Source organism: Maribacter litoralis (genome assembly GCF_003075045.1).
Taxonomy (GTDB): Bacteria; Bacteroidota; Bacteroidia; order Flavobacteriales; family Flavobacteriaceae; genus Maribacter; species Maribacter litoralis.
In genome coordinates this window covers 65950-88881 of record NZ_QCZD01000003.1, presented here as the reverse complement: position 1 = coordinate 88881, position 22932 = coordinate 65950, and the positions used below count along the sequence as shown (strand labels likewise).

15 protein-coding genes are annotated in these 22932 nt (G+C 36.3%); 4 read left to right on the top strand and 11 right to left on the bottom strand.

The genetic code is table 11. The annotated features are described in order from the left end of the window. Positions 1–578 precede the first annotated feature (578 nt). Positions 579–1679, top strand: a complete 1101-nt coding sequence (locus DCS95_RS11860) for a type I phosphomannose isomerase catalytic subunit (protein WP_116771017.1) — start codon at positions 579–581, stop codon at positions 1677–1679. A 40-nt stretch (positions 1680–1719) separates the two neighbouring features. Here DCS95_RS11860 and DCS95_RS11855 read toward each other — a convergent pair whose 3' ends face one another. From DCS95_RS11855 to DCS95_RS11825, 7 genes are all read right to left on the bottom strand, one after another. After that, the gene (locus DCS95_RS11855; protein WP_116771016.1) at positions 1720–4038 is read right to left on the bottom strand and encodes a chondroitinase-B domain-containing protein; all 2319 of its coding nucleotides are present in this window, start codon (positions 4036–4038) and stop codon (positions 1720–1722) included. A gap of 35 nt (positions 4039–4073) precedes the next feature. Further along, on the bottom strand, positions 4074–5327 hold the full coding sequence (locus tag DCS95_RS11850; RefSeq protein WP_116771015.1) for an Nramp family divalent metal transporter: 1254 nt from the start codon (positions 5325–5327) through the stop codon (positions 4074–4076). A 117-nt stretch (positions 5328–5444) separates the two neighbouring features. Beyond that, positions 5445–5819: a cupin domain-containing protein gene (locus tag DCS95_RS11845; RefSeq protein WP_116771014.1), complete on the bottom strand. Its 375-nt coding sequence runs from the start codon at positions 5817–5819 to the stop codon at positions 5445–5447. 12 nt (positions 5820–5831) lie between these two features. Continuing rightward, complete coding sequence (locus tag DCS95_RS11840) at positions 5832–8003, bottom strand: alginate lyase family protein (RefSeq protein WP_244178450.1); 2172 nt, start codon at positions 8001–8003, stop codon at positions 5832–5834. Between the two features lie 71 nt (positions 8004–8074). Further along, on the bottom strand, positions 8075–10408 hold the full coding sequence (locus tag DCS95_RS11835; protein ID WP_116771012.1) for a chondroitinase-B domain-containing protein: 2334 nt from the start codon (positions 10406–10408) through the stop codon (positions 8075–8077). A 249-nt stretch (positions 10409–10657) separates the two neighbouring features. Continuing rightward, positions 10658–12877: a heparinase II/III family protein gene (locus DCS95_RS11830; protein WP_116771011.1), complete on the bottom strand. Its 2220-nt coding sequence runs from the start codon at positions 12875–12877 to the stop codon at positions 10658–10660. Between the two features lie 11 nt (positions 12878–12888). Then, a complete protein-coding gene (locus DCS95_RS11825; RefSeq protein WP_116771010.1) occupies positions 12889–15207 on the bottom strand; it encodes a chondroitinase-B domain-containing protein in 2319 nt (772 codons plus the stop codon). A 214-nt stretch (positions 15208–15421) separates the two neighbouring features. Here DCS95_RS11825 and DCS95_RS11820 point away from each other — a divergent pair, with 214 nt between their 5' ends. Both DCS95_RS11820 and DCS95_RS11815 read left to right on the top strand, forming a co-directional pair. Continuing rightward, a complete protein-coding gene (locus DCS95_RS11820) occupies positions 15422–16387 on the top strand; it encodes a sugar phosphate isomerase/epimerase family protein (protein ID WP_116771009.1) in 966 nt (321 codons plus the stop codon). Between the two features lie 23 nt (positions 16388–16410). Beyond that, positions 16411–17127 carry a ribonuclease activity regulator RraA gene (locus DCS95_RS11815; protein WP_116771008.1) on the top strand — a complete coding sequence of 239 codons (717 nt, stop codon included), beginning with the start codon at positions 16411–16413 and terminating at the stop codon, positions 17125–17127. 98 nt (positions 17128–17225) lie between these two features. Here the strand turns inward: DCS95_RS11815 and DCS95_RS11810 are convergent, their stop codons facing one another. Continuing rightward, a complete protein-coding gene (locus DCS95_RS11810; RefSeq protein ID WP_116771007.1) occupies positions 17226–17735 on the bottom strand; it encodes a peroxiredoxin-like family protein in 510 nt (169 codons plus the stop codon). Between the two features lie 112 nt (positions 17736–17847). Then, the gene (locus DCS95_RS11805) at positions 17848–18330 is read right to left on the bottom strand and encodes a hypothetical protein (protein ID WP_164674182.1); all 483 of its coding nucleotides are present in this window, start codon (positions 18328–18330) and stop codon (positions 17848–17850) included. Between the two features lie 212 nt (positions 18331–18542). On the opposite strand from DCS95_RS11805, the gene DCS95_RS11800 reads away from it, so the two are divergent. Further along, positions 18543–18980, top strand: a complete 438-nt coding sequence (locus tag DCS95_RS11800; protein WP_116771005.1) for a BLUF domain-containing protein — start codon at positions 18543–18545, stop codon at positions 18978–18980. Here DCS95_RS11800 and DCS95_RS11795 read toward each other — a convergent pair. Both DCS95_RS11795 and bglX read right to left on the bottom strand, forming a co-directional pair. Beyond that, positions 18977–20614: a sulfatase family protein gene (locus tag DCS95_RS11795; RefSeq protein ID WP_116771004.1), complete on the bottom strand. Its 1638-nt coding sequence runs from the start codon at positions 20612–20614 to the stop codon at positions 18977–18979. The two genes, DCS95_RS11800 and DCS95_RS11795, sit on opposite strands and share 4 nt — an antisense overlap. 39 nt (positions 20615–20653) lie before the next feature. Then, complete coding sequence (gene bglX / locus DCS95_RS11790; RefSeq protein WP_116771003.1) at positions 20654–22924, bottom strand: beta-glucosidase BglX; 2271 nt, start codon at positions 22922–22924, stop codon at positions 20654–20656. Between the last annotated feature and the right edge of the window lie 8 nt (positions 22925–22932).

Below are 22932 nucleotides of genomic sequence, written 5' to 3'. Positions count from 1 at the left end.
TAATTTCCATTTCTACTTATTTTACGAGCCCACGTTGCTTCCAGTTATGTATAACTCTTGCTGTGGAAGAAAGTTAAGCGGTAAAATAATTCGTTGTAAAAAACTTTTTTTGCTAGATTGTTGAAAGTGATATTGGTGATTTGTTTTTAAATTTTGATCATAGGGTTTAGATTAATTTTAAAGTTCGATACTAATTTAAGTCTAAGTAAATTTTGGTTTTCCAAACTGGTTACCCAATTTGGTTTACCAAATATATGTTATTTAATCGTTAAAAAAAGAGATTTTTATATTTTAACAACTTTTACTGTGTTGAAATCTTGTAATTCCGCTTTTAAGCCCTATAAATATTGAGGATATGGGTATTTTGTTAACAAATACATCAATTTCTTGAAAAGGATTCTTTTAAGCTCAATAAGATGTGTTTTTCGCTTAAAATTCATTGATAATTCGTTAAATTTGAGTGGTTTTCCTCTCTGAAATTTCAATTAATTTTCGATTTTTATAAATTCTCGATGAATTCAATACGTTGATTTTCATTGTTTTTTTGATATTTCTAAACATTCAATAATTGCATACCTATGAATACTAATTTTCAGCAATACGCATATATACCCCTAAAACAATTTTCAAACCGGGTTTGGAGAACTTATGAAGGTGGTGCCTTAATAGATAAATGGAAAAAAGCCGCACTCGAAGTTGATGGTTGTATGCCCGAAGAATGGATTATGTCTACTGTAACGGCCAGAGGAAATGGAAGACCGGAGAATGAAGGTTTGTCTATGGTAGAAACTCCTTCAGGTATTTATTCCTTAAAAGAATTAGTGTCATCTAACAAAGAACTTTATTTGGGCAAGGCATTGGCAGATAAGTTCGGTACTACAGGTGTATTGATCAAAATGCTTGATTCAAAAGAACGATTAACGATACAGGTACACCCCGATAAAGCGTATGCTAAAACTATGTTGAACTCCACTTTTGGAAAAACGGAATCATGGTATGTGCTGAACAAGAGGGAGGTTAATGGTGAGAAGAGCGTTATCTACATGGGTTTTAAGGAAGGGGTGACCCGTAAGCAGTGGGAATCCTTATTCGTAAATCAAGACATAGAGGGTATGCTGAATTGCTTACATAAAATAGAGGTGCATCCTGGTGATGCCTATATGATTTATGGAGGAGTGCCGCACGCCATAGGTAGCGGGTGCTTTTTGATGGAAGTACAAGAGCCTACCGATTATACTATGCGCGTGGAAAAAGTGACTCCTGTGGGATTAAAAATTTCAGATGAACTTATACATCAAGGTGTTGGTGAGCAAAATATGCTTGACTGTTTTCATTATGATGGCTGTTCTTACGAAGAGGCGTTGCGCAGGTGGAAAGTTACCCCTCAAGCTGTTGATTCGTCTGAAACACACACTTTGAATAGCATATTTAATGAAACGCACACAGACTGTTTTGGGTTAAGTGAATTAGACCTAAGCACAAATGCAGAGCATACGTTGAAAGCTAATGGTAGTTTTTTTGTAGCCGTTATTTATTATGGGGAAGGAACTATAATTTGTGGAGGTAAGGAGTATAGCTTTTCTCAAGGAGATGAAATATTCTTTTCCGCTGCTATAGAAGAGGTGAGTTTCAAATCAAATATAGAAACGAAAATACTTTTGTGTTACCCTCCAAAATAGATAATTGTATGTAAAAATAGCAGCTTAGGCCATAAGTACTTTAATAAAGGATTTTTAGTTTTTGCTGCTCTTCAACCTTTATTTCACCTGTATTGATAAAAGTATTATTAGTGTGGTGATTATTCTTTTCTCCCCATAATAAAGCTGCAAATCGCACAGGATTGTCCTTAAATGTATTGTTGGCGAGTAACACGTTGATAATGCCCTTTGTTTTTAAAAGTATTTCACTTTCTTCAAGCTTTCCACAAGTTATGAAATTACTGTTGGTGATGGTCAAATGTCCGCCAATGGTAGACTCGTCATAACCATCTCTAAAAAAATGAATTATATTTTTATTGATATTTTCAAAAGTACATTGATCTATATTGACCATTTCAGCATTGTAATCTCCTTTTTCATCTGCAGACAAAACAATACCGTTAAGGCAATTTTTAAAGAAACTGTTTTTAATATTAATGGTATTGGCAAATGAACCTTTATAGGCTTTAAGTATATATGCAAAATTTTCTACGTCACAATTTTCTAAATCTAAGGTGTAGGCAGCCGACATATTGGCTTGTAAAGGAGAAAAGGCTTTAGTTTGTAATGAACCTTTTATGCTGATGTTTTTCAATGTTAGATTTCCTTTAGGATGCATTTTAAAAGCTATACTGTCCGTAATACCGTTAAAAATCACTTGCGCTTTATTAATAGTGTCTTTTGAAAGTAATGTGATGTTTTTGTCGATGTCAATAGAATTTTTAATTTGATAAGTAGCATCTGTCAGTTCAATAATATCGCCAGAATGAGCTTGCTGAATTTTTTGAATTAAATCACCTTTTGCTGCAGTTGCCTTAATTGTTTTAGGCTCGTACACTTCATCTTCAGGTGAGAACCAATCTGGTCCATATTCAGATTTATTGATCTCAAATTTTTCTGCTGCTGATATTTGGTTGATGGCACCTATGTTATTTGTTTCTTTTCGGATAGCACCAAAAAGGTCGGTGTCGATATTTTCAACATCTTTCCCTCGATATGTATTACTTAATACTGAATCATTTAAAACGGTGGGGACATATAACCATTCATTGATTTTATTCATTTTTATATTACCATTCCGAATTACTTCATATTTAGTATAGGTAACATTACTGTTGTCAATCAGATTATTCTTGAATTTAATACCATCCATTTCACTATGATTGATAATAGGGTTTTCATCAATACTGGTGTTGTAAATAAGATTATTGGCAATTATAGATCTAATAGGTGGGGCTGATCGTATTTCGCTTGGGGGTAATACACTTGCGCTTTCTACATTTTGTCCAATACCAATTTGCCATGGAGATGTACAGTCTATCCATGTATTATGTGCTATAACCACATCAGAAACTTGGAGGTACCTGTTTAATGGTGTTATGGGAATGCCGTTCATAATCGCAAGAGGAGACCTAAATTCCTCCCCTTTAATTTTGTAGAAATAATTGTTGGTGATCAAATGTCCAGAATTTACAACTCTTACTCCGCCATAAAAATCAGAGTCATCTCCACCAATAAAAATGTTACCGTTTACTTTGGCATAATTGCTATGTCTTAAAACAAGCGACCCTTCAGATTTGTAAAAGATATTATGATTGAAAAGATTAAAATTGGTCTTGTCTGAAATAATTTCGACCTCACCGTTACAAGCTTCAAAATAATTATCGGAAACATTTACATAACCGGGTGCAAAACGGGTCTTGCTATCACCAATACGAATAGTTTCAGCTCTTGGTCCACCTTTCCTTGGGCGTGGTCCAAAATAGTTATGTACAATCTGATGATGGTTATTTATATGTTGGTTTCCGGTAAAGAAAACACGTAAGGTCTCTCCATCATTTGATTTACCTGAAATATAATTGTGGTCAAAACTATTATGCTTGCCATAAAGCTCTATCCAACGATCATTGGTATATCTGTTGGGTTTATTAAAGTCTTTAATCACCGTATTTGTAACTTGGCAATAGTTGGCAACACTGTCTTCATTGATCATATATCTAATCACAGATGATTTTGGTGAGTGCCCATTGGTGAAATATAATCCGGTAACGGTTAAATATTCTCCTCCTAATTGAAGATATGAGTTACCCTCTAAAAAGACTTTTCCTGGTGTTTCGGCTTTTAGAATTATAGGTTGTTCTTTTGTTCCCTTACCATAGAATTTTATAGTAGCGTTTTCCCAAATTCCATTTGAAAGTATAATATGATCACCTGCAACGGCTTGTTCTATAGCATTATTAAGTTGTGCCATATTTTCGACACGAATACCATTGACACGGTTTTTTTCTGTGCAGGATATTATTAGAAATACCAAAACGAATACCAGCAATACGTTTTTCATATAATTAAATCTTGATGGTTGTAGAAGAATTACAGCTACGATATAAAATCGATAAAACCGTTTAGGGCAACATATAGCATATAGCAATTGAAAATGAATGTTGCGCCTAATGCCAAATTCATCCAAAGTCCTATTTTATGTGATTTCATGACGCTTTCTTTGTTCAATAGTATAAGCAGAAAAAGAGTGATCAGTGGCATTACAAACGGACTCAAGGCCTGGGAAGCAATTAAAATCCAAACCGGTTTTCCTCCTAAAATGGGAACTATTAAACCCGATAGGGCAACTAGTACCACTATAAGTTTGTAAAGAGGCTTTTTCATATCGCGTTCTGTACCGGTATAGTCGGAAACCAACCAAGGAAAAAGTAGTAAGTTGGGAAAGATCGATGAGAGTCCCGCTCCTATAATTCCCAGAGTAAATAAGGTAAGTGCGAAATCTCCTGCCCATGGTCCTAAAGCGTGCATCATATCGGTGGCGTCATCAACTTTTCCTCCTTTAAAGTATAAAGTTCCAGTTGCACTGATCATAATGGCGAGGCTAATAAAGAAAGTCATGATCATAGATGACATGGCATCTTTATTTTCTGTTTTTAAATCTTTTAATCCCCATTTTTGTTCTTGCACCAAAATACTTCTTGAAGCTAAGCAGACACCTGCCATTGTGGTGCCCACAATACCGGCAATAACCAATCCATTATTATCGCCTGAAGGTAATTCAGGAAAAAATGAGGCGATAGAAGTACCTGCTTCTTTGACCACCATAAAACTGGTTACAATAAAAGCCAAGGCCATAAACCCGACCATTATACTCATGGCTTTTATAAAATTTTCGTGCTTTCCAGTCCAAAAAAGTGCAATTAGTAATGCTATGAAAAAGACGGCTACAATAGGACCATTAAGAAAAGAAATATTTGTCTTCACCGAAATCCATTCCATGGTTACCTCTGCGACAACGCCCATAACCCCTATGCAAGATGAGACTATGGAGACCAATAGGGCGGTAATTATAAATATTGTTAATGGCTTACCAAATGTCTTTTTGAAATTGAACATTAGGGTTTCACCAGAAACTATGGTCAATTTGCTAATGGCGACCAAAAGAAAATAGGTAAAAAAACAAGACAACAGTAGTGCCCATGAAAGGCTAAGTCCATACTTTGCCCCAGAAACTACCATTGAGGTAACGCTGCCAGTACCTACAACATAGCCTATGATAAAAAATGCTGGGCCAAAATTTTTAAGGCTTCTTTTAAATTTTCCTATAGCGGATGTATTTTTTGTTGCCATATGTATTGGTCCAGCATTTAAAGTGTTATTGAAATATGTTTACATCAAGTAATTTTATGTGTTGATATAATACATTTGTTAATCCCTACAGTCTAAAACAAGACTCGGTTTACTTTGTTAAGATTTGTCGCCAAAGTATGATACTTCGCTACCGCTTAAGAAATCTTCTCTAACAGGGCTAAAAGTGTCTATAAGCATACCTTCTTCTAAACAAACGGCACTATGTAACAAGTTAGGTTCAATGTAAACACCATCACCAGCTTCTACTATTTGTTTTACACCATCAATTTCAAATTCGAATTTACCCGATACACAATATGTGGCTTGCGTATGAAAATGCTGGTGAGGTGCACCTAGAGCCCCTTTTTCAAACTTTACCTTAACCATCATAATTTGATTGTCATATCCTAAGAATTTTCTTGATACTCCGCCACCAAGTTCTTCCCATTCCATGTCTTTTGCTATGACATATTTTTCACTGAATCTTTTCATAATCTATTTCTGTTATTGTTTATTAAAGTAATAAGAACCAGACCATTCATAGTCCTTATCGTTTATTTTTAATTTATGATTAGCGTCTTTAGATGCGTTTGTATTTGCTAAAATAAAAATGCTTGTTCCACCTTTTACATCTTTAATTTCAATTGCCGTATATGCAGCACTATCAAAAATAACCTTTAGCTCTTTTATGCCGCTATTGGAATTTAAGGCTAACTCTGAAACCGGACTATAACTACCATGAGATTCTACTGTGGATACAAAAAGTGTATTTTGGGTATCTTTTCTGCGTAAAATTAAACCGGCTTCCCTTCTTAAATTAAACTCGGGATCATTTGCACCTATTCTTACGAATTTAAATTCGTCATTGTTATTGGTTGCCGATGTTAAGGTGTAGAACCTGCCATTTTCTAACCAACTAAATTTGGTGTTTTCATCTTCAGTTGTACCTGAACCCTCTAGCCATAAATGCTGGTATCCATAGCCGTCTCCTAGTGCCTCTAATGTTTTAGGAGCTTTATAATCAATATTGGTACTTACAACTTGCCCCATGAAATAGAAGGGGAGGTCGTATTGATTCGTGCTATCTGATGATATTTTTAAAATATCTAGCATAAAGGGCTTTTCAAAACCGTCTTGCTTAATTATAGCCATGGTCCTGTGCATTTCGGTGCCTGGGTAAGCATTTGTTTCTTTAGCGCTTACAATTTGAATATTTTCTTTAGCGCTATCAAAGACATATAAACTAGGGTGGTACTTGCTGCCAATATCATATTTGCCTTGGTAATGAGATTGTTCATTTAGTACTACGGTATTATGAGCTATGGTCTGCTTTGCCCAAGTTTTATTTTCTTTCAAATAATTTCCACCGCCTTTTTGTTCAATGTTTACAAAACGGGCCAATCCGTAATCTTGTAGCACTTCATCGCCGTTTTCGTAGAAAGAATAAGATAACTTATCGTAATGGCCGTGGCTAGATCCTTGCGAGGCATATTTAAAAACAAGTTCTAAACCTTCGCTTCTTAAAATACCTACACCACCTTGTTTGCCATTTGGACCGTCAGATAGGTTGATCGATTTTTTTTCAAATGGTTGTGCTTTCCCATTTTTAACCCCTAATGCGACTGCCAGACCAGAGTCATCTAACAAGACTTTATTTTGCTTAGCGGCTATGCTAAGTAGACCAGGGTCTTGGTTGCCAAAATAATAGGAAATATCTACGGCTGTAACCAATGCCTTATTATAAAATGACATTCCTTTTTGCCCATCGTTAAGAGGAAAAAAGTCGCCATCGGCATCAGATAAGTTTAAAAGGGCATCTATGGATTTTAATAGCACGCCATCTTTGTATTCAAAAATTTTAAGTTCAGGTTTTACATTGTGCAATCCTTCAGCGAAAATTAGAAATGGATACATGGCATAACGTTGGTAGTAAGGACCTTCGTTGTAATAACCATCTGGTGAAAAAGGCTCTTCGATATTAGCTAAAAACCCTGCCTTACCATCTTTATTTAAAAATCCACCATCATCATCTTTGGCGGTTTTGTCTAAATTAACTCCTTTTATACCGTATAATGCCCGTTCAATCAATTCTTGATCGTTCATGACCAAACCAATCATACCTACAGCGGCATTTCCCCAAGTACTGTGATTGTGAACCCTTTGGTAAAATTGCGGACTGTCTACCGATATGTGGTCTGCAAAAGGTCTAAATAGATTTTTTTCAAGCTTTTTTCTTTCCGCTTTATCCAAATAATCATAAATACAATCATAAGCTTGGCTAACGTAAACCAGCCAATTAGAGTCATTTAAACATTGCCAAAATAATTTACCCCTGGCATACGATCTTGTTTTTGGATGCAGCGGTAATGTCTTATACATAGCTTCATATTGCATAAGCATATCCTTTACATATTCGGCATACTTTTCATCTTCCAGTATTTGGTAGAGAACACCTGCTTGTTGCATAACTACCATATTACGTTTATGGCGTTCATGTGTATAGCCGCCAGAATAATCTTTGGGTACGGGTGTATCTATACCTAAGTTTATTTCTGCATCTATTTCTTCTCTTAGCTGTTGTAGGGTAGCATCGAATAAAGGCACATTACCTAATTCTGCCCGAATTTTTTGTACACCTTTCTTTGTAAGGATCAAACTAGGGTGTTCTTGTGCCATAGTATTTAGGCAAAGAAAAATACAGCAAATAAGTATTTGCAATGTTGTTATGTTTTTGGTCATTCTTGTAGTTAATTTTTAATTAGACCTAAGTCTTTGCCATCGGTACCTTTACCCTTTAGAGGAGAGTCTGTACTCAATAAATAATTACTGCTTTCGTCAAATTCGGGGGCAACTTCCCATTGATTGTCCACTTCATATTTTTGGTCGCCGGTAACAATTAGTTTTTCAGAATTGCTTAAAGCATTGTTAAGAACCTTTACAATAGGTTCACCAACTACCAAATGCATATTTATAGCTTTGCTGTCTTTAAAAATATTGTTCTTGATGTCAATTTCCTGCACACCATATAAAGAAAGGGCGGCGTCATATTTATTTTTTTTGCCATAACCTACATGGTCGAATACATTATGCTCTACTTCTAAAAACGGACCAAATGTGCTCTCATCTTTACCACCTCTGTATAGCCTTAATGCAGCACCTTGCAAATCATTGATGGCATTGTTCTTCATTATAAAATATTCTACATTATAAGCGCCTATATCGTCTGTTTCTTTATCCAATGCAGCAATACTTCCAGAAATATTTTTAAAACTGGAGTTCTTAATGCTTATGGTATCGGCAAATGTTCCTTTAGAAACCCTAAGAACATCAAAGGAGTGGTTTACTACCATGTCCTTAAATTCGCAATTTTCAATAAACAGTTTATAATTGTCTATCATACTGGTTTTACTGGTGCTTATAACAGAATTGCCGGCGTAATCAGGAGATTTGGTACCGTTAAAACTAATGTTCTCTAAAGACAAACTACCTCCGTTCTGTATTTCGAAAGCCATCATTCTTTCAAAAAGGATGGTCGCTTTTTCTTCGCCGTTAGTTTTAAAAGTTAGTGGATGGTCAATCTTTACCGCTTTGGTCAATAAATAGGTGCCTCCCTCTTCTAAAATAATAATATCTCCAGGTTTAGACACTTTTACGACCTCATATAAGGTATTGATGCCAGCATTCGCCTTTATAGTGTTGCCAGAGTTTAAAGCTATATAGTTGTCGGCTTTTGAATACCAGCTTGTACCTGTATTTTCTTTGGTCGCAATTTTAGGGCTGATAGATACTTTTGATTTAATTTTACTAGAAGTAGGAATCAATAATCCGTTCTCGTCTTTTACCAGTTTTATTTTTGCATTTTTAAACCCTTCTTCTATTGTGGTTTCAGAATTTTCACCCAGAATGTTATTCTTAAATGTAATACCGCTAATATCATCATCAATGGTGAATACATCTTTTTTGGTTTCGTTATAAATAATGTTTCCTGAAAATTCTGAAGTTTTGGGAGCCTGACTTCTTTCCGCATCGCTGCCTGCCCCAAAAAGAATGTTGTCGCAGTTTACAAATGTGTTGTTGTTCACCTTAGAGTCTATAACAGGTACATATCTATTAGGAGGTGAGTTGGGTACACCGTTCATCATAACAAAAGCACCTCTAAAACGGTAACCGGTTAAACCAATATGGTAGTTGTTTATTACTGTTTGACTTTCATTGATTACACGAATACCACCGGTACTTGGTTTGTTGTTTCCAATGAATACATTACCATCCACTAACGTTTCATTGCCGTGTCTCATGGTCAATGTGCCTGTACATTCAAAAAAAGTGTTGTATTTAAAAGTATTGTTACAGGCTTTGTTCGATATAATCTCATGCTCGCCATTGGTTCTGTCAAAATAATTGGACTCGACCAAAGTGTTCGATTTTTCCAAGGCATGATGGCTAGTGCCAATTCTTAAGGTTTCTCCACCATTATTTCCGTAGGTAGGTCTTGGTCCAAAATAATTATGGTCTATTTTGTGGTTGTTATCTCTACTTTCTTCAGTGTCCAAACCAACGATCATGGTAACGCCCAAATTCTTTTTGCCAGCTATATGGTTGTGGTCAATTCGATTGTTTTTTCCGTAAATAGTAATCCAGTAATCTTGTACTTGGCGTTCTGGATTATTATAATTGTCAATGACACATTCGGTTAAACGAGAATTATTGGCTATTTTTTCCCTACTTTTTCTAAAGGATATTACCGCGTTGGTAGGCGTATAGCCATTTTTAAAAACAAGCCCCTTAACTATTAAATGGTCTCCTGCAATCCTTAAATTCGACTCTCCAGATAAAATTACTTTTCCCATTTCTTCAACCGTAAGGGTTATCGGTTTTTCTGAAGTACCATTGGCTTCAAAAAGTAATTCAGCGTCCGTCCAAACTCCATTCGCTAGAACAATGCTATCACCGGGCTGAACTTGTTTTAGTTTGGCCTCAAACTCTTCTACTGTATGAACTAGGTTAGGTGTTGTTGTGTTTGGAGCAAAAGAAAATATTAAAAGACACAACAATGAAAATAATAGGTGATGAGGTTTCATAAATCAAAACTGGTTAACCAAATTGGTTTACCAAAAATAAGGATATTTGTAAGACTTACAAATATTTAACATAATATCGGTCGTTTTAATTATATAATCATAATTAAAGCCCTGAGTGGTTACTAATTTCGTAAAATGTATAATGTCGTTATTCCTATATAAAATCCCTTAGATTATACTGAATTTTGTGTTTTCTAAGTACTTTATATTAAATTGATTAGCGGTTATGAGCCTAGTGATTTAATGAGTTTAGAATTCCCAAGTTTCACCAGGTGAGAGGGTTTTGCTAATTTTCTTAGATTTCGGTTTTGAAATGGTAAAAGTGATTTGATCGGTACCAATTGCCGTTATTCTAAAATTGTTTTCTTCATATTGTATTAGAAAATCTGCTTTTTTAGAAGAGGTTATCTCAACTTCTTTAAATGTTATGTTAGATGCATCAAAAAAGTAAGCCGTGTTTTCTTTTTTAATACTGGTGAAATTTTCACCTTGGGAAGAAGATGTACTTATGTTCCAACCGTTCAAGATTGATGCTTCGCTTGTTTCATCTATTCTATTATCATATCCTTTATAGGGATATATAATCGTTAAAAAACTAAAGTCTTTCTCGTTAAGTTTAGAAACTTGGCTCCAATTCTTACCTCGGCTACCTGAAGTGGTTACGCTATCTGTAGCGTTTAGTTGTAAAATATCATGTCCACTAGCATCGGGAGCATTAGCTCTTATTAGATTGGAGCCATTTTCAGTGGTATAATGGCCTTGCCATATTTGGGTATACTCATGTTGCTGATCAGATGAAAAATTATCTTTCACAATCCAAAAGTCATTTTTAATATAAATAACCTGTCTTGAGTAACTAACACCTACGTTATTAAAACCATCGTGTTTTCCAATAAATAGGTCATAATCTTTGTTCTTGGTCCAATTAATAACTGTTGGGGTAGGTAGTTTGCCAAATTTACCAAAACCACTTCCACCTTTATTAGAGGTCCATTGTTTACCTTGCAGTTCATTATCAACCAAAGCCACGTTTTTAACCAGTGAGTTTTTAAACAATTCAAAATCTTCAAGAGAATATCTAACCTGGTAATTTGGCAGAATTGCATGACCGTTTGCCATGGCCTGAATACCTAACATATCTCCATGTTGGTGATCTGGTTTGTCCTTGTCAAGTCCGGCACTAATGATCATCATTTTGTCATTTGCATTCCATCCTTCACGCATAACGTAATAGTTAGTGCTGGGCAGGGAGAGGGACTCGTAAGAAGGTTTTTTACGTTCAATATTTTGAAGTAGATCGAGTTGTTTTTGATTTAAAAACCAATACATTCTTTCTTTAACATTATCTGAAGCAAAGTATCCGAACTCGGGATCTTCAAATAACAAATACCCTAGGGTCATTATTTTCGAAATATCATTTGTTTCTGCCCAAGGTATTTCAGTATCGTCTTGCAGTACGGGAGCGCTTTTATCTGGATAAGCTATTTTTGCCAAGGTGGTAAATAATCCCTCCAGTTTATCTTTCCAGGCCTTATCAATGCTAATATCATTGATCTTTGCCAATTGGTAGACGTAATAGTAGTTATTGATATCGCTCATATGATAATGAACAGAGCGTTCAAATTGAAATCCGTCATCATTGATTTCCTTGTCTAAATGCTCCCCTAGGCGTTGCATGGCTCTATCGTACCAAAGGTCGGTTCCTTCAAAATCGCGGAATAAAATCGACAACATTGCCAAAGCCGACATACCTCTTGTTTGATGGTTGCCGGGTTGAAATTCTTGATTTCGTTCGTAAAGATGTTGCCCATGTTGAAGTAGGGTGGCTATGGTAGTAAGCTGATCTTTATCTGAATATTCCTCTTCGTTTAAAATTAAATTATGGATCCATAACCAATTGAGTATTCTATACCCAGATCTAAATACTTCGTAAACCCCATTTCCGTCTTCAATTTTCTCATAAGCTCCGCTTTCAAGTGCAGTATTCAAAGAACGCATTTGAGTTTCAAAGTACTTGATGTATTCAGGATTTCTGTCTTCATTAAAATAGGTTAGAATAACATCCGCCATTTTATGTTGTCTTGCCAAGTGACGTAAAGCGTAGGCATTGACCGGATCGCCGCTTAAGTAGTTAAAGGGCAGAATCCATTGGGTAGAATCTTTAAATTTTGAAATATGGTCTTGAGCTCTATTTTTATGCTCCTCAGAATTCTTATATTTTTCGTTGTAGAACTTTAGTCGTTGCCCTACAGTTCGGTAATCAAAGAAAAAGCGTTTTGTGAAGCTCTCTCTGAAATAGGCGGCCAATTGCTTTTCGGTGATGTTATTTCCCTCATTTATTTTTGCTTTTGTTTCAGGTTTAAGAACAGATACAAGCTCGTTAAATTCTAAAACGGTATTGGAGGGTATGTGCTGTGCGCAAAGAACTGTTGAAAAACCTATCAAAAATAAGATTAGCGTATTTTTCATGTCTATTTGAGTTAGTACATTAATTTCATAGGTAAGTTTTCTTGCACAATCAATTCCCCAGAATTTTTTATGACATTATCTTTTGCGCTATTGTTTTTGGCACCCCATAGGCGAGCTACAAATTTTACGGGGTTATCAATGAATTCATTGTTTGTTAGATTAACATTGATAATGCCATACGTGTTAAAAAGCAAACCGCTATCAGCTTTTGCGCCACAATGGGTAAAGGTGCTATTGGTAACAACAAGGTTACCCCCAACGGTAGATTCGTCATAACCACCCCTATAATAATCGATCACATTACGTGCCACACTATCAAAAGTACAGTTGTTGATAACGATGTTTTCTGCATTGTATTCACCTTTGTCCTCCATTTCTTCAGAAAGTTCCAAGCCATTTGCACAATTTAAAACCGAGGTAGATTCAAAAGTGATGTATTCAGAGAAAGAATATTTGTAGGCTTTTAAGACGTAATCGAAGTCGGATATAATACAATCCACTACGTTTAAATTATATAAGCTAGACATGTTTTCTTTTAAACTGGCAAAGGCATATAGCTCTTTTTGCCCATTTAGATGTACATTTTGCAGGCTGAGTTCACCTTTAGGGTGCATTTCAAAAGCAGGCGTTTCCTTTGGGCCATTATACACTATAGTGGTTTTTGAGTTCGTTGAGGTACCCAATATCGAAAGCTTTTTATTGATTTTTAAAGGGTTGTTTATTTCATAGCGTTCGGCTGATAAAATAATGGTATCTCCATTTATGGCTGATTCTAGTGCAGTAGTAAGTTCTTTAGTCGTAGCAGCGGTATGGGATTTAAATGTGGTATTTTTTAAGGAATTTTTATTGAACCAGTCTGGTCCGTACAACGAAGTATTCATCATATCGGTTTTACCGGTTGGTGTACCCACCACGGCACCTACCATATTTTTATCGCCTCTTGAGTTACCAAATAGATCCGTTTTGATCTGGTCAAACTCAAAACCATGATACAGTTCAAAGTCCGATAAAGGTTGTTCTGGCATTAAAATATTGCCTTTAGCTACGGTCATGGAGACATCTTCTTGTATAAGTCCGTCAACGGCATTGAAAATACCGCCTTGGTTGTTGATGATATTACTTTTAAATAGAATACCATCTATAGAATCGTGTCTAACTATTGGCTGTTTGTCAGCTGTTTCGTTATAGATAAGGTTATTGGCAACAATTGTTCTTATTGGAGTAGCCGACCTAATTTCAGATTTTGGTAGAATATCTTTTTGGTCAATATTAGAGCCCACTCCAAACTGCCACGGAGATACACAATTGACCCACGAATTGTTTGCAACAACCACATCGGTAACCTGTAAATACCTGTTCAAAGGAGATTTTGGAATTCCGTTCATAACGGCTAGGGGGCTCCTAAATGTTTGTCCGTTTAAATTATAGAAGTAATTGTTGGTGACCCAATGCCCTGTCCCTATCAACCTAATTCCACCAATTTGATCAGAGTTGTCATCACCTATAAACACGTTGCCGTCTACAATACAGTAATTGCCATGTCTTGTAACTAGAGATCCCTCACTTTTATAAAACACATTGTTTCTAAATTCATTAAAGTTGGTTTTACTTGAAATTATTTCTACTTCACCGTTACAATGATCAAAAAAGTTATTGGCTACCAGAGTGTGGCTAGGCGCCATTGAGGTAAAACTGTTGCCCAATTGAATGGTCTCTGCACTTGGCCCACCCTTTGGAGGTCTTGGACCAAAATAATTGTTGGTAATTTTATGGTAGTTTTTAATACTATTGTTTCCGGCAAGGTCTATTCTTACGGTAGGGCCTCTATTTGATTTTCCGGCGATGTAACAATGATCAAGTTCATTATGGCGACCTCTAAAGCGTACCCATAAATCGGTCATATTTCTTTGGGCTTTATTAAAATCGGTTATAACACTGTTAATTACTTTAGTATGATTGGCTACAGTATCTTGAGAAATGCCGAAATCTATAACTGCCTGCGATGGCGATGCACCGTTTGTAAAATGTAGCCCGTTAACTATAAGGTGTTCTCCACCTAATTTTAAATTAGATGAGCCTGTTATTTTTACTTCACCGGCCGTTTCGGCACGTAAGGTAATTGGGCTTTCTTCATTTCCATAGCCTACAAACTTAATGTTGACATCCTTCCATTCGCCATTGGTCATGACTATTTCATCACCGGGACCGGCATTTGATATGGCCGAATTCAATTCGTTTATATCTTTTACCGTAATGGTATTGGTATTTGAAGTTTCTCCGCAGGAAACGAATAAAAAAACAGAAGCTAATAGAAAAATATACTTATTCATTGTAATCGAGTTAAACTGATTTGAACTTTTTTTTGATGGATTAGTTAACATCATCAACTACATTTCGCCTATACATAGGGAAGCATAAGGATTTTAGTGAATTTCAAACACTAAACTGGTTAACCAATTTGGTTGACCAAAATTACATATATTTGTAAGACCTCCAAATTTTTAACATTTAAACTGGTATAAAAATAATTTTAAGCAAGGGAAAATGAGAAATGATGATAAAATGCTGTCAAGGCGACAATTCACAAAACAAACGACTACCGTGCTGGCTGGTATACCGTTACTACATATTAATGGTGCTTTTGCGTCATCATTTTCTACTGCTAATGATGAATTGGAGATCAACCTATTCTCCAAGCATTTACAGTTTTTAGATTATAATGAAATGTCTGCACAAGCTACGGAAATAGGTTTTGATGGATTGGATGTAACCGTAAGACCAAAAGGTCATGTATTGCCAGAAAGAGTTGTTGATGATTTGCCCCTTGCGGTAGAAGCCATGAAGAAATACGGATTGAAACCTCAAATGATGACGACCAACGTATGGGACATAACCAAACCAGAGGAAAAACAAGTGCTAGAAGCTGCCAGCAATGCCGGATTCAGTCATTATCGTACCGGTTGGTTATCGTATCCAGAAGATGTCTCAATAGATGCGAGTCAGGCACAATTTGCAGCACAAGCTGTTAAGTTGTCAGAAGTTAATAAAGATTTAGGGTTGGTTGGCTGTTATCAAAACCATGCAGGAAATCATGTTGGAGCACCAATATGGGACCTGCCTCCAATTTTTGCCAATGCCAATAGTAATTACTTAGGATGTCAGTATGATATAAGACATGCAGTTGTGGAAGGTGGAAAAAGTTGGGAGCTAGATTTAAGGCGTATTCAACCGTTCATAAAATCGTTGGTCATCAAAGATTTTAAATGGGGATTAAAAGATGGGGTGTGGCAACCGATAAATACACCGTTAGGTGAGGGCATGGTAGATTTTACACATTATTTTTCCTTGCTTAAAAAGTATAAAATAAACGTGCCAATATCATTGCATTTAGAATATGACCTTGGTGGGGCTGAGCATGGTGCAACTAAAATTACCATGGATAAAAAAGAAGTATTCGCTAAAATGAAAAAGGATTTAACCTTTATCAAAGAAACCTGGAAAAAAGCTTAACAATACAATTTTTAAAAGAAATTATGACCAAAGTATCTATTTCTACTAAAGAGAAACTTAAAAAAGTAAGTACGGCAACAGTTGCTACTTGCCTGTTTAAAAAAGGACTCAAAAATCAATTTATACAAAGTGTAAAGCCATTAAAGTCAGGTAGACCAACCATGGTGGGTGAGGCATATACGCTTCGCTACATTCCTGCTAGGGAAGATTTAAATCCTATTTCTGTTTTTAGAGACCCAAAACATTTGCAAAGGGTTGCGGTAGAGGAGTGCCCAGAAGGTGCTGTTTTGGTGATCGATAGCCGACAGAATGGTAGGGCAGCTTCGGCAGGGTCAATTTTAGTAACCAGACTTATGGTACGCGGTGCAGCTGGAATTGTAACCGATGGAGGGTTTAGGGATTCTGCCGAAATAGCAGCGTTGAATTTTTCATCTTATCATAACAGACCATCGGCTCCTACCAATCTTACTTTACATCAAGCTATTGCCATAAACGATCCAATTGGTTGTGGTGATGTTGCTGTATTTCCTGGAGATATTATTCTTGGAGATGATGATGGTGTAATAATCATTCCGGCACATCTAGCAGATGAGGTAGCCGATGAATGTATTAATATGACATTGTACGAAGAATTTGTCATGGAAAAGGTACAAGGCGGTACACCAATTATTGGTTTATACCCAATGGTAAGCGAAGAAGCAAAAGCATTGTTTCAACAATGGAAAGAAGGCAAAGTTTAAAAGAGGAGTACAATAGTATAGCGCATAAAAAAAAAGTGATTTGTTTCGTTCGGAAACAAATCACTTTTTAATATTTCAGACTACCTGAAAAGTTGGTCTTATTCACCACCTCTAGCGGGGTAATCATTTTTTGTGACATAATCTATTGCATTTAAAATATCGTCCCAATTAGGTCTTGCAAACGGCATAGTTTGTATTGCACTTGCATACAAAGTATTATCGGGGCGAATTAAAAATAAACCAGGTTCTGAAAATTCATCAGGTTCTTTATCAGATGTTTTTTTAGAAACATATAAACCCCATTCTCGAGCTGTTTCTATAGGTAAATCATATCCTACGGGTAGCTCTGGTATATTCCATTCTTCACCAGCTTTTTTTGCTCTCTCTTCACTGTCACTGCTTATCGCAATTAAATGAACCCCTTTGTCGCTAAAATCCTTTAACTTTTTAGTTAAAGCTTCAAGATAATTTTTACAAACCGGGCAATGTAACCCTCTATAAAAAACAAGCATTGTAAAAGTTTTACTGTCTTGGTCATATAGACTCCACTGCGTATCGTTTATCAATGGCAGTTTTAATTCAGGTACTTTTGATGTAGGTTTTATCATTGTAATATTATTTTATAATTAGTAAAGTATAAAGGTACAAGGGGCTGCTGCCATAGGTTTGTTGAATACCTTTTAGAATTGATGCAATACATTATTAAACAAAAAGAGTTAATTATTGGTTATTAGCTAGCCACTCTTCATACTTGGCATATTGTCCACTAGAAAGAATTTCTTCTAATTGGCGGGTACGTTCATTTTCAATACTACCCAACATTTCACCGCTTGGCATATTCGCTTGTTTAGTTTTGAACCTGTTCATAGCAGAAGTAAATGTGCTAATTTGTTCATCGCTCATTTCTAACTTTGAGAACATTTCAGCATACTCGCTAGCTATAGTTTTTGAAGAACCTTGTGCCATTAAGTTATTCATGGTCCCTGTGGATCCATTTGCCTGTGCTGCCATATTTTGTTGCGAAATAGCAGACGAATCTTCAGCGTCTATCTCAGAAGAAGAAGAAGAAGAAGTGGATGTGTTTTGAACAGTACTTACTTGTTCTGTTGTAGTTTCAGTATTATTTGTTGATGTTTTTTTTGTGCTTGAACATGATGCTAATATCAAGGTCAAAGCTGCCGTTAGAACTATTTTATTTTTCATAATATTCATGTTTTAAGTGTGTTAATGAAATTTATGAGTTATATGTAAATTCTGTAGTCGTTATCAAATATAAAATTGACCCTACAGGTTCGTAGCTGGTATTTGGATTGGATTGGGAATTGTATTATTTGTAAGAAAAATATGTCTTTTTGTTCGATTGATTTGTTAAAAGATGCTATATTGAATTCTAAATAATTTCCAAGTAGTTTTCAATGTATAATTTGGTCTACAAATCTATAGCCAAGACACTTAGTACTTCGCAGATAAATGAAATACTGGTAAAATCAAGGGATTTTAATTCTAAACATGATATTACGGGTTGTCTCATATATCATGAAGGAGTATTTATTCAATATCTCGAAGGAGTGGCAAAAGATGTATTGGATCTGTTTGAAAGAATTAAGGTTGATGATAGACATTACGAAGTAAAATTACTGTCTAACGGAAATATATATTCTAGAGAGTTTGACACTTGGAGTATGGCATTTTTATCTGAGGAAATACCAAATGAGGCCTTTGAGTATATTAAACTAATGGTAAGTTCTGATGATGGAGAGAATGAGGATATGTCGGTAATTCCGAACCCTACTACCAAAAAATTTTGGTTAGCTGCAAAGAATTTGGTGAACAGGTTAAAGCACAAAACCTAGTTAAAAGTAGCCGGTGTTCCTCTAAGTCTTTCAAATTGTTCGTACGCTCGATCTACTTTTTCTTTCGGTGCTGTTTTAAACTCAGACTGCGTAACACCGTAATGTCTTTGAACACTATCTAACTTAATATGCATTTCATTTAAAATATTGGCATATTTAGAATCCATGATCAAATTTGTTTTTTCTTTTTGATCCCTTTCCAGATCATATAATTCCCAAGTATCTATATCATCATAAAAATGAATTAGTTTATAACGTTTGGTACGTATTCCATAATGTTTTTTCACCATATGAAAAGCTGGGTAATCATAATAATGGTAATACACCACATCTCTAAAATCTTCTTCTTTTATAGTGCCGTTCAGTAACCCTACGAAAGATTCTCCTTGCATATCGGTACTTAAATTAGAAAACCCGGTGAGGTCTAAAAACGTTGGTGCAAAATCTAGGTTTTGAACCATGGCGTCAATTTTGGTTCCCGATTTTATTGTACCTGGTAATTGCATTAATAGGGGAGTTTTAAAAGATTCCTCGTACATAAATCGCTTGTCGAACCAACCGTTTTCACCCATCCAGAAACCTTGGTCGGAAGTATAGACCACCAACGTATTTTCATCGAGACCGCTTTCTTCCAAATAATCCAGAATTTTGCCTACACCTTCGTCTACAGCTGCAATGGTCGCCATATAATCTTGTATGTAGCGTTGCCCTTTCCATATAGCAAGTTCTTTATCGGATAATTTAGCTTCATGAAAGGCATTGTTTTTTTTCAAGTATGCCGCATCCCAAATTTCACGTTGATCTGGAGTCATTCTGTCAAAATCTGTTGACCATGGGTTATTCAATAATTCTGTACTGCCATATGCTGTTGTCATTTTAAGATCATGACCTTCGTACATGTCTTTGTAAATGGTCTGTAGTTGTTCTTTAGCGGCCCATTGCTTGTTGAATTCAGGAAAATAACTATCCGGAAGCGGAAACTGCACCGAATCGTAAAGGTTTGTATGTCGTAGTGCGGGCATCCAATTTCTATGAGGTGCCTTATGCTGTACCATTAAAAAGAACGGTAAGGAGTCTGTTCGGTCTTGTTTTAACCAGTGTAAAGCATCTTCGGTAATAATATCGGTAGCGTAACCTTCAATACGGGTAGTGTCGCCATTGTCGATAAAATCTGGGTTATAATAGTTCCCCTGGTCAACAATAATTTTCCAGTGATCAAACCCTTCAGGGTAGCCGTGTAAATGCCATTTGCCGAATACGGCGGTTTCGTAACCAGATTGCTGCAGCATTTTCGGTAATGTTGGCTGACTGCCATTAAAATGATCGCCATTTTGCCTAAATCCATTTATATGACTATGCTTTCCTGTTAAGATAACAGCTCTACTGGGTCCGCAAATAGAATTGGTAACGAAACTATTTTGAAAAATGGCTCCGTTTTCGGCAATTCTATCAATATTTGGTGTTTTTGCTAATTTACTAATAGGATGTCCATAGGCACTGATCGCTTGAATAGCATGGTCATCTGCCATGATAAATACAATATTTGGCTTCTGGTCAGTATTCTTGCCCGATTGTGAATTAGTATTACAAGAAATAGAGATCAACCCAATTAGTATAAGAATACCTATGCGCATAGTCAATTTGAATTTTGTTCTAATTGTTGGTTTAAAAGATTATTCGAGCTCAAATTCGGCTGAAAGCTCAGCATTGGAGTTTCCACCAACGAACACCATAAATTTTCCTGGTTCTGAGACAAATTCTAATTCGCTATTGTAGAATTTTAAATCATCTGCAGAAAGGGTTATGGTCACTGTTTTCGTCTCGCCTTTTTTAAGGAATACTTTTTTAAATCCCTTTAGTTGTCTTTTGGGTGGTGTTATACTACGCACCTCATCTTTTAAATATAGTTGTACCACTTCTTCACCATCGTAGTTGCCAGTATTTTTAACGGTAACAGACACATTTACACCTTCGTTTTGTGTTATTTTTTTCTTGTTGACAGCTATTGAACTATACTTAAAAGTGGTGTAGCTCAGTCCATATCCAAAAGGAAAAAGGGGAGATGTTTCACTATCGAGATAGTTAGATTTAAATTTTTCGAATTGATGGGTTGGTGCTGGTCTACCTGTATTTTTCATGCTGTGGTAAATAGGAATCTGACCTACATTTTTAGGCCAACTTGCGGTAAGTTTCCCTGACGGATTATAATCTCCGAAAAGTACATCGGCAATGGCATTACCGGCTTCAACGCCGGGGTTCCAGACTTGTAGAATGCTTACTGGCAGGTTAAACTCATCGGAAATGGTCAATGGTCTACCGCTAAATAAAACCAATACTACCGGTTTTCCTGTTTCTACTAAAGCATTAATTAATTTCTTCTGACTTTGTGGTATCGATATTTCAGTTCTGCTTGCGGCTTCCCCGGCAAATTCTGAAGCTTCACCCACAACGGCTACGATTACATCTGCATTTTTACTGTTTTTCAAAGTTTCCGCTAACATAGTCTCAGGCGTTCGTTTATCAATATCTACCCGTAGTCCAAATACATTGGCACGCTTGGCAAGCTCAGTGTCATTAGTAATATTGGCGCCTTTTGCATATGTGATTTTAGCTTTAGGGGCTACATTTTTTAACCCTTCCAATACTGGTATTGATAGTTGCGGGTCTCCAGTAGGAGCCCATGTACCCAACATATTATTTTTGTCATTCGCCAACGGACCGACCAATGCAATATTAGCATCCTTTTTTAGTGGAAGCACATTGTTTTCGTTCTTTAGCAGTACAAAAGATTGTGTGGCAATTTTTCTTGCAGCCGTTCTGTTTTCTACAGTTAAGATATCTTTTTTTGGTCTTGAAGTATCGGAATATTTATAGGGATCATCAAACAGTCCTAATTGATGTTTTGCGGTCAAAATTCTTCTACATGCAATAGTAATTGCCTCTTCGGTTACTTTACCTTCTTCAACAGATTTTTTTAACGTGGTCAAAAATCCTTCGCCTACCATATCCATATCCAATCCTGCATTGAGCGCTTGAGCAGATACGGCTTGTAGATCTCCCAAGCCATGAGCGGTCATTTCATTTACGGAGGTATAGTCGGAAACTACAAACCCTTTAAATCCCCATTGCTTTCTCAATAAATCTGTAATCAGCCATTTGTTTCCTGTAGCCGGTATACCGTCAATATCATTAAAAGAAGTCATGGCACTACCAACACCGGCATCAACTGCTGCTTGGTAAGGTGGTAAATACTGGTTGTACATTTTTACCTTGCTCATGTCAACCGAATTATAATCGCGCCCAGCTTCCACGGCACCATAAAGCGCCAAATGTTTTACCGTAGCCATCATGGTATAGGCATCACTTAAATCTTTTCCTTGATACCCTCGCACCATCGCTTTGGCAATAGCCGAACCTAAGAAAGCATCTTCCCCAGAACCTTCTGAAATTCTACCCCATCTTGCATCACGAGAGATATCGACCATAGGTGAAAAATTCCAATTGATACCATCTGCGGTAGCTTCTTTAGCCGCCATTTTTGCCGCATTTTCAATGAGCTCCATATTCCAACTAGAAGCCACACCAAGCGGAATGGGGTAGGTGGTCTTGTAACCGTGAATAATATCGGAACCTATTAATAACGGAATTTTTAACCTAGAATTCTTAATGGCGATTTCTTGGGCCTGTCTTACTTTTTCAGGACCTGATACACCAAATAGTCCGCCTACTTGACCAGCTTTAATTTTTGCTTCTACATTTTCGCTAACAACGGAGCCAGTAGCAATACCACCACCGGGAGTCAATAAGTTTAACTGCCCTATTTTCTCCTCTAAGGTCATTTTGCTCAATAGTGCTTCAACCTCAGGAATTTTTTCTTGGGCAACACTATTAAGGCCTGTTAAAGTCAATAAAAGTAAGGGGAGTATTTTATATGTTTTAATCATAGATGTCA